Origin of the sequence: Dyella sp. SG609 (assembly GCF_012275375.1) — a bacterium.
In the GTDB taxonomy this organism is placed as follows: Bacteria; Pseudomonadota; Gammaproteobacteria; order Xanthomonadales; family Rhodanobacteraceae; genus Dyella_D; species Dyella_D marensis.
Genome location: NZ_JAAZQJ010000021.1, coordinates 1 through 15,898, shown reverse-complemented (window position 1 = coordinate 15,898; position 15,898 = coordinate 1). Strand labels below are relative to the sequence as shown.

The 15,898-nt window shown below is 64.8% G+C and carries 12 protein-coding genes, 1 tRNA gene and 1 pseudogene; all 14 read left to right on the top strand.

Features of this window, described 5'->3' with window-relative positions:
* A pseudogene (locus tag FHW85_RS22040) lies at positions 1 to 91 on the top strand (elongation factor Tu); the annotation flags it as partial.
* 97 nt (positions 92 to 188) lie between these two features.
* Positions 189 to 264, top strand: a tRNA-Trp gene (locus tag FHW85_RS22035).
* Positions 265 to 345: 81 nt separating this feature from the next.
* A complete protein-coding gene (gene secE / locus FHW85_RS22030) occupies positions 346 to 756 on the top strand; it encodes a preprotein translocase subunit SecE (protein ID WP_167258782.1) in 411 nt (136 codons plus the stop codon).
* 11 nt (positions 757 to 767) lie between these two features.
* On the top strand, positions 768 to 1,328 hold the full coding sequence (gene nusG / locus FHW85_RS22025) for a transcription termination/antitermination protein NusG (protein WP_026633438.1): 561 nt from the start codon (positions 768 to 770) through the stop codon (positions 1,326 to 1,328).
* Between the two features lie 181 nt (positions 1,329 to 1,509).
* Positions 1,510 to 1,938, top strand: coding sequence for a 50S ribosomal protein L11 (gene rplK / locus FHW85_RS22020; RefSeq protein WP_167258784.1), 429 nt, complete (start codon positions 1,510 to 1,512; stop codon positions 1,936 to 1,938).
* A gap of 3 nt (positions 1,939 to 1,941) precedes the next feature.
* Positions 1,942 to 2,649, top strand: coding sequence for a 50S ribosomal protein L1 (gene rplA, locus FHW85_RS22015; RefSeq protein WP_167258786.1), 708 nt, complete (start codon positions 1,942 to 1,944; stop codon positions 2,647 to 2,649).
* A gap of 340 nt (positions 2,650 to 2,989) precedes the next feature.
* Positions 2,990 to 3,517: a 50S ribosomal protein L10 gene (rplJ, locus tag FHW85_RS22010; protein ID WP_167258788.1), complete on the top strand. Its 528-nt coding sequence runs from the start codon at positions 2,990 to 2,992 to the stop codon at positions 3,515 to 3,517.
* Positions 3,518 to 3,569: 52 nt separating this feature from the next.
* The gene (rplL, locus tag FHW85_RS22005) at positions 3,570 to 3,941 is read left to right on the top strand and encodes a 50S ribosomal protein L7/L12 (protein ID WP_167258790.1); all 372 of its coding nucleotides are present in this window, start codon (positions 3,570 to 3,572) and stop codon (positions 3,939 to 3,941) included.
* A gap of 231 nt (positions 3,942 to 4,172) precedes the next feature.
* Positions 4,173 to 8,330: a DNA-directed RNA polymerase subunit beta gene (gene rpoB / locus FHW85_RS22000; RefSeq protein WP_167258792.1), complete on the top strand. Its 4,158-nt coding sequence runs from the start codon at positions 4,173 to 4,175 to the stop codon at positions 8,328 to 8,330.
* A 25-nt stretch (positions 8,331 to 8,355) separates the two neighbouring features.
* On the top strand, positions 8,356 to 12,570 hold the full coding sequence (gene rpoC, locus FHW85_RS21995) for a DNA-directed RNA polymerase subunit beta' (RefSeq protein ID WP_167258794.1): 4,215 nt from the start codon (positions 8,356 to 8,358) through the stop codon (positions 12,568 to 12,570).
* Positions 12,571 to 12,749: 179 nt separating this feature from the next.
* Complete coding sequence (rpsL, locus tag FHW85_RS21990; protein WP_026633431.1) at positions 12,750 to 13,124, top strand: 30S ribosomal protein S12; 375 nt, start codon at positions 12,750 to 12,752, stop codon at positions 13,122 to 13,124.
* Positions 13,125 to 13,145: 21 nt separating this feature from the next.
* Positions 13,146 to 13,613, top strand: a complete 468-nt coding sequence (gene rpsG, locus FHW85_RS21985; RefSeq protein ID WP_167258796.1) for a 30S ribosomal protein S7 — start codon at positions 13,146 to 13,148, stop codon at positions 13,611 to 13,613.
* A gap of 26 nt (positions 13,614 to 13,639) precedes the next feature.
* The gene (gene fusA / locus FHW85_RS21980) at positions 13,640 to 15,757 is read left to right on the top strand and encodes an elongation factor G (RefSeq protein WP_167258798.1); all 2,118 of its coding nucleotides are present in this window, start codon (positions 13,640 to 13,642) and stop codon (positions 15,755 to 15,757) included.
* Positions 15,758 to 15,804: 47 nt separating this feature from the next.
* Positions 15,805 to 15,898: GTP-binding protein (locus FHW85_RS21975; RefSeq protein WP_005434227.1), on the top strand; the 94-nt coding region annotated here is incomplete at its 3' end.

Below are 15,898 nucleotides of genomic sequence, written 5' to 3'. Positions count from 1 at the left end.
GCCGATCGCGATGACGGACGGCCTGCGCTTCGCGATCCGCGAAGGTGGCCGCACCGTCGGCGCCGGCGTCGTCGCCAAGATCACCAAGTAAGTAGTATCATTGGGAGTCGCCCGCCGTGCGGGCTGTGGGATGCCAGGCCGGCATCCCGCAGCAGGCCAGGCGCGCGGCTCCACTGATTTTCAAACGTACGCCAGTAGCTCAATTGGCAGAGCAGCGGTCTCCAAAACCGCAGGTTGGGGGTTCGAGTCCCTCCTGGCGTGCCACCTTCCCGAGGACCGAAGACGGGTGGCGAGTGGTATCCGGGGCTTCGGGGCCCGGTTGCCGGCTCTTATCCGATCGCTTGCATGAATACCAAGGCAGAACAGCCCAAGGGCGCTAACCTCAAGGAGGCGGGCGCCGCCGACATCGCCAAGCTGGTGCTTGCCGTGCTGGTGCTGGTCGCCGGTGTCTTTGCGTACTCCTGGTACAGCAACGATGCGAGCGTCCCCGGCTCGGTGCGCCTGGTCGGCGTGCTGGTGGCCCTGGTCGCGGCGCTCGGCATTGCCGCCACGACCGCGCTCGGCCGCCGCGTCCGCTCCTTCCTGGGCGAGTCCCAGTTCGAAATGCGCAAGGTGGTCTGGCCGAAGCGTGACGAGACGCTCAAGACCACCGGCATCATCATCGTCGTGGTGGTCGTTCTCTCCCTGCTGCTGGGCGTGATCGACCTCATCCTCAAGTCGGTCGTGCTCGACTGGCTGCTCAAGCTGGGTTCGTGAGGTAAAAGAGCATGAGCAAGCGTTGGTATGTGGTGCACGCCTATTCGGGCTTCGAAAACCAGGTGCGCAAGTCGCTGGTCGAGCGCATTCAGCGCGCCGGCATGGAAGAGCGCTTCGGCGAAGTGCTGGTGCCGACCGAGGAAGTGATCGAGATGCGCGGCGGCCAGAAGCGCCGCAGCGATCGCAAGTTCTTCCCGGGCTACGTGCTGGTGCAGATCGAGACCGACACCGAGGGCAAGGCCCCCCGGATCGACGACGAATGCTGGCACCTGGTCAAGGAAACCCCCAAGGTGATGGGCTTCATCGGCGGTACCGCCGACCGCCCGCTGCCGATCCGCGACAGCGAGGCCGACAACATCCTCAGCCGCGTCCGCGAGGGCGTGGAGAAGCCGAAGCCGAAGGTCCTGTTTGAGCCGGGTGAAATGGTCCGCGTGACCGACGGCCCGTTCAACGACTTCAACGGCGTGGTCGAGGAAGTCAACTACGAGAAGAGCCGCCTGCGCGTCGCGGTGCTCATCTTCGGCCGTTCGACCCCGGTCGAGCTCGAATTCGGACAGGTCGAGAAGGCCTGACGCAAGCCCCGGCACGGGGCTTGCTTAAAACTTGATCACTCCGTAAACTACGCGGTTCACGCCGGGGCATTTCGCTCGGCGTGTCCGTATTTCTCGGTTCGCTGGAGCGCGGACCGCCCTACATCCAGGGAATGTGCACTGCGAGGAGCCGCAAGGCGCCCGAACTCGCGAGGAAAATCCAATGGCAAAGAAAGTCGTCGGTTACATCAAGCTGCAGGTCAAGGCCGGCCAGGCCAACCCGTCGCCGCCGGTAGGCCCCGCCCTCGGCCAGCGCGGCCTGAACATCATGGAATTCTGCAAGGCGTTCAATGCCGCCACGCAGAAGATGGAACCGGGCATGCCGATTCCCGTGATCATCACGGCCTATTCGGACCGCAGCTTCACCTTCATCACCAAGACCCCCCCGGCCTCCGTGCTCATCAAGAAGGTCACGGGCATCGCCAAGGGTTCGTCGAAGCCGAATACCGACAAGGTCGGCAAGATCACCCGCAAGCAGCTGGAAGACGTTGCGAAGCAGAAGGAGCCGGATCTCACGGCTGCCGATCTGGATGCCGCCGTGCGCACCATCGCCGGCAGCGCGCGCAGCATGGGCTTCGTGGTGGAGGGTTAAGACATGGCAAAGATCACCAAGCGTTTGAAGGCCGCCCAGGCGGCGGTGCAGCCGGGCAAGCTCTATGGCCTGGAAGAAGCCCTGAAGATCGTCAAGGACAACGCCAAGGCCAAGTTCGCCGAGTCGGTGGACGTGGCGGTGCGCCTCGGCATCGATGCGAAGAAGTCCGACCAGGGCGTGCGCGGCTCCTCGCTGCTGCCGCACGGCACCGGCAAGACCATCAAGGTCGCCGTGTTCGTGCCGGCCGGTGAGAAGGCCGAGGCCGCCAAGGCCGCCGGCGCCGACGCCGTCGGCATGGACGACCTGGCCGAGCGCATGCAGGCCGGCGATCTCGACTTCGGTCGCGTCATCGCCACGCCGGACGCGATGCGCGTCGTCGGCAAGCTGGGCCAGCTGCTCGGCCCGCGCGGCCTGATGCCGAACCCGAAGGACGGCTCGGTCACCGCCGACGTCGCCACCGCGGTGAAGAATGCCAAGGCCGGCCAGGTGAAGTTCCGCAACGACAAGGCGGGCATCATCCACGCCACCATCGGCAAGGCCAGCTTCGAGGCCGCGCAGCTCGCCGACAACCTCAATGCGCTCATCGCCGACCTGCTGAAGGCCAAGCCTTCCACGGCGAAGGGCCAGTACCTGCAGAAGATCGCCCTGTCCAGCACGATGGGTGTGGGCGTTCCGGTCGACACCTCCACCGTGGCCGTGTCGGCCAAGTAAGTCATCAAGTCCTGCGCCGGCGATGCTGGCGCAGGCACGTTTTTGAGGGCAGGTGGCGTTCTTCCCGAACGTCGCCGCCGTCAAAGACCGCAGGCGCGATCAGCGCGCGACGACGACGAGCAGGGAGCTCGTATTGGCATGGAATCGCCGTCGTCGGCAGCGGGGTCGCTTAATCGGTTCCCTGGTGGATCCGGCCTGCGCAGATGGTGCTGCCCCTTCTGGAATTTGTTCTGGAAAGGCCACCACCCGGGATCCCTCAGGATCCCCGACGTCACGGAAGGCGTCGCCCAGGACCGCAAGCGGCAGGAGTCGCAAGCGGATTTCAAAGTGGAGGAGTGATATGGCTCTGAATCTCTCTCAGAAGCAAGAAGTAGTCGCCGAACTGGCAGAAGTTGCCGCGAAGGCTCACTCCTTGGTCGCTGCCGAGTACGCGGGCACCACGGTCGAACAAATGACCGCGATGCGCAAGAAGGCCCGCGAAAGCGGCGTGTTCCTCAAGGTTGTGAAGAACACGCTGGCGTCGCGCGCCGTCGGTGGTACCGAGTTCGAGGTCGTCAAGGACGCCCTGACCGGTCCGCTGCTGTACGCGTTCTCGATGGAGGAGCCCGGCGCTGCCGGTCGCCTGATCAAGGAATTCGCCAAGAGCAACGACAAGCTCAAGCCCCGCGTGGTTTCCGTGGAAGGCAAGCTGTTCCCGGCCGCCCATGTGGACGTGCTGGCCTCGCTGCCGACCCGCGAAGAAGCCCTCGCCATGCTGGCCCGCGTGCTGGCCGAGCCCGCTGCGATGTTTGCCCGCGCCGTCAAGGCCGTGGCCGACAAGCAGGGTGGCGGCGAAGCGGCTCCGGCCGAGGCCGCGGCTGAAGCTTGATCGCTCAGTTCGACGAAATTTCTAACCGAATCAATTTCCAGAGGTAATCAAAATGTCCCTGACCAACGAACAGATCGTTGAAGCCGTCGCCGCCAAGTCGCTGATGGAAGTGATGGAGCTGGTGAAGGCCATCGAAGAGAAGTTTGGCGTGTCCGCCGCCGCTCCGGTCATGATGGCCGCCGGCCCGGCCGCCGCTGGCCCGGCTGCCGAAGAGCAGACCGAGTTCGACGTCATCCTGAAGAGCGCCGGCGACAAGAAGGTCGACGTGATCAAGGCCGTCCGCGCCATCACCGGCCTGGGCCTGAAGGAAGCGAAGGACCTGACCGAGGCCGGTGGCGTCGTGAAGGAAGCCGCTTCGAAGGACGACGCTGCGAAGTTCAAGAAGGACCTCGAAGCTGCCGGCGCCACGGTCGAACTGAAGTAATCGGCGCTCTTGCGCGCCGTCAGTTTGATCTAGCGTCAAGCAAGCCTGGGAGCGAAAGCTCCCGGGCTTTGCCTGCTTTAAATGATGCGGGAATAGGGAATGGAGAATAGGGAATCGGAAAGCCCGGCATAGCTCTTGCCGATTGACGATTCCCCATTCTCGATTCCCTGCAATTTCATTCAGCCGGTGTGTGCACCACCGGCGTCACTGCGAACCGAGGCGGTACCCACCATGACCTACTCGTTTACCGAGAAGAAGCGCATCCGCAAGGATTTCGGCAAGCGTCCCCCCGTACTGGGGGTGCCGAACCTGCTGACCATCCAGACCGATTCCTACAGGGAGTTCCTGCAGGAGCAGGTCGCGCCGAAACAGCGCGACGACAAGGGTCTGCACGCCGCGCTGAAGTCGGTCTTCCCGATCGTCAGCTATTCCGGCAATGCGGCTCTGGAATACGTCGACTATCGACTGGGCGAGCCCGCGTTCGACGAGCGCGAATGCCGCAACCGCGGCATGACCTTCGGCGCGCCGCTGCGCGTCACCGTGCGCCTGGTCATCTACGACAAGGACAGCCCGGCGTCGAAGAAGGCCGTCAAGTACGTGAAGGAGCAGGAGGTCTACATGGGCGAGATTCCGCTCATGACCGACACCGGCACCTTCATCATCAACGGCACCGAGCGCGTCATCGTCTCGCAGCTGCACCGTTCGCCGGGCGTGTTCTTCGACCACGACCGCGGCAAGACGCACAGCTCGGGCAAGCTGCTGTTCTCGGCCCGCGTGATCCCCTACCGCGGCTCCTGGCTGGACTTCGAGTTCGACCCGAAGGACGCGCTGTACACCCGTATCGACCGTCGCCGCAAGCTGCCGGTGACGGTGCTGCTGCGCGCGCTGGGCTATTCCAACGAAGAGATGCTCGACATCTTCTTCGAGCACAACGTGTTCCACCTGGGCAAGAAGGGCGGCACCACGCTGGAGCTCGTCGCCGAGCGCCTGCGCGGCGAAACGCTGACCTTCGACCTGGTCGTGGGCGACAAGGTGCTGGTGGAAGCCGGCAAGCGCATCACCGCGCGCCATGTCCGCCAGCTGGCGGCCGAGAACATCACCGCGCTGGAAGTGCCGGACGACTACCCGGTCGGCCGCATCCTGGCGGTCGACATCGTTGACTCCAAGACCGGCGAGCTGCTGGCCTCGGCCAACGACGAGATCACCGCCGACCAGCTCGAGAACTTCCGCAAGGCCGGCATCGAGACGGTGCCGACCCTGTACGTGAACGACCTCGACCGCGGCGCGTACGTCTCGCACACCCTGCGCATCGACAACACCAAGACGCAGCTCGAGGCGCTGGTGGAGATCTACCGCATGATGCGCCCGGGCGAGCCGCCGACCAAGGACGCCGCGCAGAACCTGTTCTACAACCTGTTCTTCACCTTCGACCGCTACGACCTGTCGGCCGTCGGCCGCATGAAGTTCAACCGCCGCGTCGGCCGCAAGGAGATCGTCGGCCCGGGCGTGCTGTACGACCACAAGTACTTCAGCGAGCGCAAGGAAGAGGAAGCGCAGAACCTGGTGCAGTCGCAGGGCGACAGCTCCGACATCCTCGACGTGCTGAAGGTGCTGATCGACATCAAGAACGGCCACGGCACGGTCGACGACATCGACCACCTGGGCAACCGCCGCGTGCGTTCCGTGGGCGAAATGGCGGAGAACACCTTCCGCATCGGCCTGGTGCGCGTCGAGCGCGCCGTTCGCGAGCGCCTGTCGCTGGCCGAGTCCGAGGGCCTGACCCCGCAGGAACTGATCAACGCCAAGCCGGTCGCGGCGGCGGTGAAGGAGTTCTTCGGCTCCTCGCAGCTCAGCCAGTTCATGGACCAGAACAACCCGCTGTCGGAAGTGACGCACAAGCGCCGCGTCTCGGCCCTCGGTCCGGGCGGCCTGACCCGCGAGCGCGCCGGCTTCGAAGTGCGCGACGTGCACCCGACCCATTACGGCCGCGTCTGCACCATCGAAACGCCGGAAGGCCCGAACATCGGCCTGATCAACTCGCTGGCCGTGTACGCCCGCACCAATGCCTACGGCTTCCTGGAGACGCCGTACCGCAAGGTCGAGAACGGCAAGGTCACCGACAAGGTGGACTACCTGTCGGCGATCGAGGAGGGCGACCACGTGATCGCCCAGGCGAACTCGCCGCTGAAGGACGGCCGCTTCGTCGAAGACTTCGTGTCCTGCCGCTTCCGCGGCGAGTCCGAGCTGCGTCCGGCGTCCGAAGTCGGCTACATGGACGTGTCGCCGATGCAGACCGTGTCGGTGGCGGCGGCGCTGGTGCCGTTCCTGGAGCACGACGACGCCAACCGCGCGCTGATGGGCGCGAACATGCAGCGCCAGGCCGTGCCGACGCTGCGTTCGCAGACCCCGCTGGTCGGTACCGGCATCGAGCGCGCCGTGGCGCGCGACTCGGGCGTGATCGTCACCGCCAAGCGCGGCGGCGTGATCGACCAGGTCGACGCCGGCCGTATCGTGGTGCGCGTCAATGAGAGCGAAGTCGGCGACAACGACGCCGGCGTCGACATCTACACGCTGACCAAGTACACCCGTTCCAACCAGAACACCAACCTCAACCAGCGTCCGCTGGTGAACGTGGGCGACGTGGTGGCGAAGGGCGACACGCTGGCCGACGGTTCGTCGACAGACCTGGGCGAGCTCGCGCTCGGCCAGAACATGCTGATCGCCTTCATGCCGTGGAACGGCTACAACTTCGAAGACTCGATCCTGCTGTCCGAGCGCGTCGTGCAGGAAGACCGCTACACCTCGATCCACATCGAGGAGCTGGCCTGCATCGCGCGCGACACCAAGCTGGGCGCCGAGGAAATCACCGCCGACATCCCGAACGTGGGCGAGCAGGCGCTGGCGCGCCTGGACGAATCCGGCATCGTGTACATCGGCGCCGAGGTGAAGGCGGGCGACATCCTGGTCGGCAAGGTCACGCCCAAGGGCGAAAGCCAGCTGACCCCGGAAGAGAAGCTGCTGCGCGCGATCTTCGGCGAGAAGGCTTCGGACGTGAAGGACAGCTCGCTGCGCGTGCCGCCGGGCATGGACGGCACCGTCATCGACGTGCAGGTGTTCACCCGCGACGGCATCGAGAAGGACAAGCGCGCGAAGCAGATCGAGGAAATGGAAGTCAAGCGCATCCGCAAGGACCTTGACGACCAGTTCCGCATCCTCGAGGGCGCCATCTACAACCGCATGCGCACGCAGCTGGTCGGCAAGATCGCCAACAGCGGCCCGGGCGGCCTGAAGCGCGGCGCCGAAGTCACCGACGCCTACCTGGACAGCCTGAAGAAGGACGACTGGTTCAAGGTCAACGTCAAGGACGAGGACGTCACCGAGTTCCTCGAGCGCGCGGCCGACCAGGTCAAGCGCCACCGCGAGGAGTTCGACAAGCGCTTCAAGGAGAAGCAGGGCAAGATCACCCAGGGCGACGACCTCGCGCCGGGCGTGCTGAAGATGGTCAAGGTGTTCCTGGCCGTGAAGCGCCGCATCCAGCCGGGCGACAAGATGGCCGGCCGTCACGGCAACAAGGGCGTGGTGTCCAACGTGGTGCCGGTCGAGGACATGCCGTTCATGGCGGACGGCACCTCGGTCGACATCGTGCTGAACCCGCTGGGCGTGCCCTCGCGTATGAACATCGGCCAGATTCTGGAAGTGCATCTCGGCTGGGCCGCCAAGGGCCTGGGCAAGAAGATCCAGAAGATGCTCGAAGCGCAGGCCAAGGTGGCGCAGATCCGCGAATTCCTGGATCAGATCTACAACCACCATGTGGCTGGCGCCGTGCAGCACGTCGACCTGAAGTCGCTGACCGACGAAGAAATCTTCACCCTGGCCGACAACCTGCAGGAAGGCGTGCCGATGGCCACGCCGGTGTTCGACGGCGCCGAAGAGTCCGAGCTGAAGGCGATGCTGCGCCTGGCGGATCTGCCCGAGTCGGGCCAGACCACGCTGTTCGACGGCCGTACCGGCGAAGCGTTCGACCGTCCGGTCACCGTCGGCTACATGCACTACCTGAAGCTGAACCACCTGGTCGACGACAAGATGCACGCGCGTTCCACCGGTCCGTACTCGCTCGTCACCCAGCAGCCGCTGGGCGGCAAGGCGCAGTTCGGCGGTCAGCGCTTCGGCGAAATGGAAGTCTGGGCGCTGGAAGCCTACGGCGCGGCCTACACCCTGCAGGAAATGCTGACGGTGAAGTCCGACGACGTGCAGGGCCGCAACCAGATGTACAAGAACATCGTCGACGGCAACCACGAGATGGCGGCCGGCATGCCGGAGTCCTTCAACGTGCTCGTGAAGGAAATCCGCTCGCTCGGCATCGACATCGACCTGGAAGAGATCAAGTAACCCCTGGGTTACAGGAGCTTATGCAATGAAAGATTTGCTCAATCTGTTCAACCAGCAGCGCGCCACGCCCGATTTCGATTCGATCAAGATCGCGCTGGCCTCGCCGGAGTTGATCCGTTCCTGGTCGTACGGTGAAGTGAAGAAGCCGGAGACCATCAACTACCGCACCTTCAAGCCGGAGCGCGACGGCCTGTTCTGCGCCGCCATCTTCGGCCCGGTGAAGGACTACGAGTGCCTGTGCGGCAAGTACAAGCGCATGAAGCACCGCGGCGTGGTCTGCGAAAAGTGCGGCACCGAGGTCACCCTGGCCAAGGTGCGCCGCGAGCGCATGGGCCACATCGAGCTGGCCAGCCCGACCGCGCACATCTGGTTCCTCAAGTCGCTGCCGTCGCGCATCGGCCTGATGCTGGACATGACCCTGCGCGACATCGAGCGCATCCTGTACTTCGAGGCCTTCGTGGTGATCGATCCGGGCCTGACCGCGCTCGAGCGCGGCCAGCTGCTGAGCGAGGACCAGTACCTCGAAGCCGTGGAAGAGCACGGCGACGAGTTCGACGCGCGCATGGGCGCCGAGGCGGTGTACGAGCTGCTGAAGTCGCTCGACCTGCCGGGCGAAGTGGTGCGCCTGAAGGAAGAGATCTCCTCGACCAACTCCGAGACCAAGCTCAAGCGCCTCACCAAGCGCGTGAAGCTGATCGAGGCGTTCCTGGAGTCCGGCAACCGTCCGGAGTGGATGGTGCTGACCGTGCTGCCGGTGCTGCCGCCGGACCTGCGTCCGCTGGTCCCGCTGGACGGCGGCCGCTTCGCGACCTCCGACCTCAACGACCTGTACCGCCGCGTCATCAACCGCAACAACCGCCTCAAGCGCCTGCTCGAGCTCAATGCGCCCGACATCATCGTGCGCAACGAGAAGCGCATGCTGCAGGAATCGGTCGACGCGCTGCTCGACAACGGCCGCCGCGGCCGTGCCATCACCGGCACCAACAAGCGCGCGCTGAAGTCGCTGGCCGACATGATCAAGGGCAAGCAGGGCCGCTTCCGCCAGAACCTGCTCGGCAAGCGCGTGGACTACTCCGGTCGTTCGGTGATCGTGGTGGGCCCGACCCTGCGCCTGCACCAGTGCGGGTTGCCTAAGAAGATGGCGCTCGAGCTGTTCAAGCCCTTCATCTTCGCCAAGCTGCAGGCGCGCGGCGAGGCGACCACCATCAAGGCCGCCAAGAAGCTCGTCGAGCGCGAGGAAGGCCAGGTGTGGGACATCCTCGAGGACGTGATCCGCGAGCATCCGGTGCTGCTGAACCGCGCGCCGACCCTGCACCGCCTGGGCATCCAGGCGTTCGAGCCGGTGCTGATCGAAGGCAAGGCGATCCAGCTGCACCCGCTGGTCTGTACCGCCTTCAACGCCGACTTCGACGGCGACCAGATGGCCGTGCACGTGCCGCTGTCGATCGAGGCGCAGCTGGAAGCGCGCGCCCTGATGATGTCCTCGAACAACATCCTGTCGCCCGCCAACGGCGAGCCGATCATCGTGCCGACCCAGGACGTGGTGCTGGGCCTGTACTACATGACCCGCGAGCTGGTGAACGCCAAGGGCACCGGCATGGTGTTCTCGAGCATCAGCGAAGTGCGTCGCGCCTACGACAACCGCGCGGTGGAACTGCACGCCAAGATCAAGGTGCGCATGACCATCACGCAGATCGACGAGGAAGGCAACCGCAGCAGCTCCGTGCAGCTGGCGGAGACCACCGTCGGCCGCGCGCTGCTGGCCGAGATCCTGCCGGAAGGCCTGCCGTTCTCGCTGGCCAACACCGAGCTGACCAAGAAGGCCATCTCGCGCCTGATCAACTCCAGCTACCGCCTGCTGGGCCTGAAGGACACCGTGGTGTTCGCGGACAAGCTGATGTACACCGGCTTCCGCTTCGCGACCCGCGCCGGCATCTCGATCGGCATCGATGACATGATCATCCCCGAGCAGAAGAAGCCGATCCTGGAAGAGGCCGAGAAGGAGGTGGTCGAGATCCAGGAGCAGTACCAGTCGGGCCTGGTCACCGCCGGCGAGCGCTACAACAAGGTGGTCGACATCTGGTCGCGCACCAACGAGCTGGTGGCCAAGGCGATGATCGACGGCATCGGCACCGAGAAGGTGACCAATGCCAAGGGCGAGATCGTCGCCCAGAAGTCGATGAACTCGCTGTACATCATGGCCGACTCCGGCGCGCGTGGCTCGGTGGCGCAGATTCGCCAGCTGGCCGGCATGCGCGGCCTGATGGCCCGTCCGGACGGCTCGATCATCGAGACCCCGATCAAGGCCAACTTCCGCGAAGGCCTGAACGTGCTGCAGTACTTCAACTCCACCCACGGTGCCCGTAAGGGCCTGGCGGATACGGCGCTGAAGACCGCCAACTCGGGTTACCTGACCCGCCGCCTGGTGGACGTGGCGCAGGACGTGGTGATCACCTCCCTCGACTGCGGTACCGAGGAAGGCGTGATCATGCAGCCGATCGTGGAAGGCGGCGACGTGGTCGAGCCGCTGCGCGAGCGCGTGCTGGGCCGCGTGGTGGTCGAGGACGTGTACGGCCCGGGCGAGGACAACGAGCCGATCGTCACCCGCGACACCCTGCTGGACGAGGCCCTGGTCGAGAAGCTCGACAAGGCCGGCGTGCAGTCGATCAAGGTGCGCTCGCCGATCACCTGCCAGGCTTCGCATGGCGTGTGCGCGCTGTGCTACGGCCGCGATCTGGCCCGTGGCCACCTGGTCAACATGGGCGAGGCGGTGGGCGTGGTCGCCGCGCAGTCGATCGGCGAACCCGGCACCCAGCTGACCATGCGTACGTTCCACATCGGTGGCGCGGCTTCGCGTGCGGCGGCGGTGGACAACGTGACGGTGAAGACCACCGGCACGCTGAAGTTCAACAACCTCAAGACCGTGCAGCACGCCCAGGGCCACCTGGTGGCGGTGTCGCGTTCGGGCGAAGTGTCGGTGATCGACGCCAACGGCCGCGAGCGCGAGCGCTACAAGGTGCCGTACGGCTCGACCATCGCGGTCAAGGACGGCGACCCGGTCAAGGCCGGCCAGACCGTGGCCAACTGGGATCCGCATACCCATCCGATCGTGTCGGAAGTGGCCGGTACCGTGCGCTTCATCGACTTCATCGATGGCGTCACCGTGCAGAGCCAGACCGACGAGCTGACCGGCCTGGAGTCGGCGGTGGTGACCGATCCGAAGCGTCGCGGTACCGCGGCCAAGGACCTGCGCCCGATCGTCCGCCTGGAAGACAGCAAGGGCCGCGAGCTCAAGCTGCCCGGCACCGACGTGCCGGCGCAGTACATGCTGCCGGCCGGCGCGATCGTGTCGATCCAGAACGGCGCCGAAGTGGGCGTGGGCGACGTGGTTGCCCGTATCCCGCAGGAAACCTCCAAGACCCGCGACATCACCGGCGGTCTGCCCCGCGTGGCCGACCTGTTCGAAGCGCGCAAGCCGAAGGAGCCGGCGATCCTGGCCGAGCGCTCCGGCGTGGTCAGCTTCGGCAAGGACACCAAGGGCAAGCAGCGCCTGATCATCAAGGACTCCGACGGCAATGAGCACGAGGAGCTGATCCCGAAGTGGCGCCAGGTCATCGTGTTCGAAGGCGAGCACGTGGAGAAGGGCGAAACCGTGGTGGACGGCGAGCCGAATCCGCACGACATCCTGCGCCTGCTGGGTGTCGAGCCGCTGGCTTCGTACCTGGTCAAGGAAATCCAGGACGTCTACCGCCTGCAGGGCGTGAAGATCAACGACAAGCACATCGAGACGATCATTCGCCAGATGCTGCGCAAGGTTGAGATCACCGAGGCGGGCGACAGCCATTACCTTCGCGGCGAGCAGGTCGAGCGTGTCCGCATCAATGCGGAAAACGACCGCGCCAGCTCGCGCAACGAGCGTCCGGCGGACTTCCAGTCGGTGCTGCTGGGCATCACCAAGGCGTCGCTGGCGACCGAGTCGTTCATCTCGGCCGCTTCGTTCCAGGAGACCACCCGCGTCCTTACCGAGGCGGCGGTCCGTGGCACGCGCGACACCTTGCGGGGCCTGAAGGAAAATGTTATTGTCGGTCGTCTCATCCCGGCAGGTACGGGTTTGGCGTACCACGCGCAGCGTCGTCGCCAGGGCGGTCTTACCGCCGCGGAGCTGGATACCCTTTCCGGCACCGCTTCCCCGGTCTCCTTCGCGGAAGCCACCGTCGGTAGCGACAATGGTTCGGAGTAAGCCCCGTCGGGGACTTGCTCGCTGACATACGAAATGAGGCGCAAGGATTGCGCCTCGTGTTCGAGTCATGGAGGGCAGGGCGTCAGCTTGTCTGTGACGAGCTGCCCATGTTAAATTCCCGCTTCTTGGCAGACCGAGCTGGTTCGGTCTGCCTTTATGTTTCTCAGGAAAAGTTACGCATGTCGACTATCAACCAGTTGGTGCGCAAGTCCCGCAGCCCGAAGAGCTACAAGAGTGCTTCTCCGGCCCTGCAGAACAGCCCGCAGCGCCGCGGCGTTTGCACGCGCGTCTACACCACCACCCCGAAGAAGCCGAATTCGGCCCTGCGTAAGGTTGCCAAGGTGCGCCTGACCAACGGTTACGAAGTCATCAGCTACATCGGCGGCGAAGGCCACAACCTGCAGGAGCACTCGGTGGTGCTCATCCGCGGCGGCCGCGTCAAGGATCTGCCGGGTGTGCGTTATCACACGGTGCGCGGCAGCCTCGACTGCGCCGGCGTCACCAAGCGCCGTCAGTCGCGCTCCAAGTACGGCGCCAAGCGCCCGAAGAGCTAAAGAGCTAGAGGACAACGAGAAATGTCGCGTAAAGGTTCCCATCCCGCCCGCCTGGTCCTGCCGGACCCCAAGCACGGCAGCCAGCTGATCGCCCGCTTCATCAACATGGTGATGAAGAGCGGCAAGAAGTCCGTGGCCGAAGCCATCGTCTACGGTGCGCTCGACCATCTGGGCGAGAAGCACGCCGAGCCGGTCTCGCTGGTCGAGAAGGCGCTGAACAACATCGCCCCCGCGGTCGAGGTGAAGTCCCGCCGCGTCGGTGGTGCCACTTACCAGGTGCCGGTCGAAGTGCGCTCCGGTCGCCGCATGGCTCTGGCCATGCGCTGGGCCATCGAGTCCGCCCGCAAGCGCGGCGAGACCTCGATGCCGCGCAAGCTGGCCGCCGAGCTGCTTGAGGCTTCCGAGAATCGCGGTGGCGCGATCAAGAAGCGCGAAGAGACGCATCGCATGGCCGAGGCCAACAAGGCGTTCTCGCACTACCGCTGGTAAGCAAGTACAGATTCGAGGTTACTACCGTGGCACGCACCACCCCCATCGAGCGCTACCGCAACTTCGGCATCATGGCCCACATCGATGCCGGCAAGACCACGACCACGGAGCGCATCCTGTTCTACACCGGCGTCAGTCACAAGATTGGCGAGGTGCATGACGGTGCGGCAACCATGGACTGGATGGAGCAGGAGCAGGAGCGCGGCATCACCATTACGTCGGCGGCAACGACGGCGTTCTGGAAGGGTATGGATCGTTCCTTGCCCGAGCACCGCTTCAACATCATCGATACCCCCGGGCACGTCGACTTCACCATCGAGGTGGAGCGTTCGTTGCGCGTGCTCGATGGTGCGGTGTTCGTGCTTTGCGCCGTGGGTGGTGTGCAGCCGCAGTCGGAAACCGTGTGGCGCCAGGCCAACAAGTACCACGTGCCGCGCCTCGCGTTCGTCAACAAGATGGACCGCACGGGTGCCAACTTCGAGAAGGTGGTCGAGCAGCTGAAGGCGCGCCTGGGTGCGAACCCGGTGCCGATGCAGGTGCCGATCGGCGCCGAAGACAACTTCGAGGGCGTGATCGACCTGCTCAAGATGAAGTCGATCGTCTGGGACATGGAGTCCCAGGGCATGAAGTTCGAATACCAGGACATCCCCGCCAACCTGAAGGAAAAGGCCGCCGAGGCCCATAGCTTCATGGTGGAGGCGGCTGCGGAAGCGTCCGAAGACCTGATGAACAAGTACCTGGAAGAGGGCGACCTCTCCGAGGAAGAGATCATCAGCGGTCTGCGCGCGCGCACGCTGTCCAGCGAGATCATCCCGGTGTTCTGCGGTACCGCGTTCAAGAACAAGGGCGTCCAGGCGATGCTCGACGCGGTGGTGAACCTGCTGCCGTCGCCCGCCGACCGCCCGCCGGTGGCCGGTGTGGACGAGGACGACAAGGAAGCCACCCGCAGCGCCGACGACAACGCGCCGTTCTCCGCGCTGGCGTTCAAGATCATGACCGATCCGTTCGTCGGTTCGCTCACGTTCTTCCGCGTCTACTCGGGCACGCTCAATGCCGGCGATCAGGTGTACAACCCGATCAAGTCGCGCAAGGAGCGCATCGGCCGCATCCTGCAGATGCACGCGAACGAGCGTCAGGAAATCAAGGAAGTCCGCGCCGGCGACATCGCCGCGGCGGTCGGCCTGAAGGACGTGACGACCGGCGATACGCTGTGCTCGCAGGACCACGTGATCACCCTGGAGCGCATGACGTTCCCGGAGCCGGTGATCTCGATGGCGGTGGAGCCGAAGACCAAGTCCGACCAGGAAAAGATGGGCATCGCGCTGGGCCGCCTGGCCGCCGAGGATCCGTCCTTCCGCGTGCGTACGGACGAGGAATCCGGCCAGACCATCATTTCCGGCATGGGCGAGCTGCACCTGGACATCATCGTCGACCGCATGCGTCGCGAGTTCAATGTCGAGGCGAACGTCGGCAAGCCGCAGGTGGCCTACCGCGAAACCATTCGCAAGAGCGACGTCAAGGCGGACTACAAGCACGCCAAGCAATCCGGCGGTAAGGGCCAGTACGGCCACGTCGTGCTCGAACTGTCGCCGATGTCCGACGAGGACAAGAAGAGCCCGAACGTCAAGGACGATTTCCTCTTCATCAACGAGATCTCCGGCGGCGTGATTCCGAAGGAATTCATCCCGGCGGTTGAAAAGGGTCTGCGCGAAACCATCTCCAGTGGTCCGCTCGCCGGCTATCCGGTGGTGGGCATCAAGGTGAAGCTGGTGTTCGGCTCGTACCATGACGTCGACTCGTCCGAAACCGCGTTCAAGATCGCCGCGTCGATGGGCTTCAAGGAAGGTTTCCGCAAGGCCGATCCGGTCCTGCTGGAGCCGATCATGAAGGTCGAGGTGGTGACGCCGGAAGACTACGTCGGTGACGTGATGGGCGATCTGAGCCGTCGTCGTGGCCTGCTGCAGGGCCAGGACGACACGCCGTCGGGCAAGACTATCAATGCGATGGTGCCGCTCGGCGAGATGTTCGGCTATGCGACCACCATCCGCTCGCTGACCCAGGGTCGCGCTACCTTCACGATGGAGTTCGACCATTACGCCGAGGCGCCGAACAACATCGCCGAGCAGGTCATCAAGAAGGCCTGATAAGGCCTTCCTCCTTCTACAACACAGTTCTTTCAGAGGTTTGAGACATGGCAAAGGGTAAGTTCGAACGCACCAAGCCGCACGTCAACGTCGGCACGATCGGTCACGTGGACCACGGCAAGACGACGCTGACGGCGGCGC

Bases quoted from the DNA above. Each gene is read 5' to 3' on its own strand.
- secE (WP_167258782.1), top strand. From the start codon at position 346: ATGAATACCAAGGCAGAACAGCCCAAGGGCGCTAACCTCAAGGAGGCG.
- nusG (WP_026633438.1), top strand. From the start codon at position 768: ATGAGCAAGCGTTGGTATGTGGTGCACGCCTATTCGGGCTTCGAAAAC.
- rplK (WP_167258784.1), top strand. From the start codon at position 1,510: ATGGCAAAGAAAGTCGTCGGTTACATCAAGCTGCAGGTCAAGGCCGGC.
- rplA (WP_167258786.1), top strand. From the start codon at position 1,942: ATGGCAAAGATCACCAAGCGTTTGAAGGCCGCCCAGGCGGCGGTGCAG.
- rplJ (WP_167258788.1), top strand. From the start codon at position 2,990: ATGGCTCTGAATCTCTCTCAGAAGCAAGAAGTAGTCGCCGAACTGGCA.
- rplL (WP_167258790.1), top strand. From the start codon at position 3,570: ATGTCCCTGACCAACGAACAGATCGTTGAAGCCGTCGCCGCCAAGTCG.
- rpoB (WP_167258792.1), top strand. From the start codon at position 4,173: ATGACCTACTCGTTTACCGAGAAGAAGCGCATCCGCAAGGATTTCGGC.
- rpoC (WP_167258794.1), top strand. From the start codon at position 8,356: ATGAAAGATTTGCTCAATCTGTTCAACCAGCAGCGCGCCACGCCCGAT.
- rpsL (WP_026633431.1), top strand. From the start codon at position 12,750: ATGTCGACTATCAACCAGTTGGTGCGCAAGTCCCGCAGCCCGAAGAGC.
- rpsG (WP_167258796.1), top strand. From the start codon at position 13,146: ATGTCGCGTAAAGGTTCCCATCCCGCCCGCCTGGTCCTGCCGGACCCC.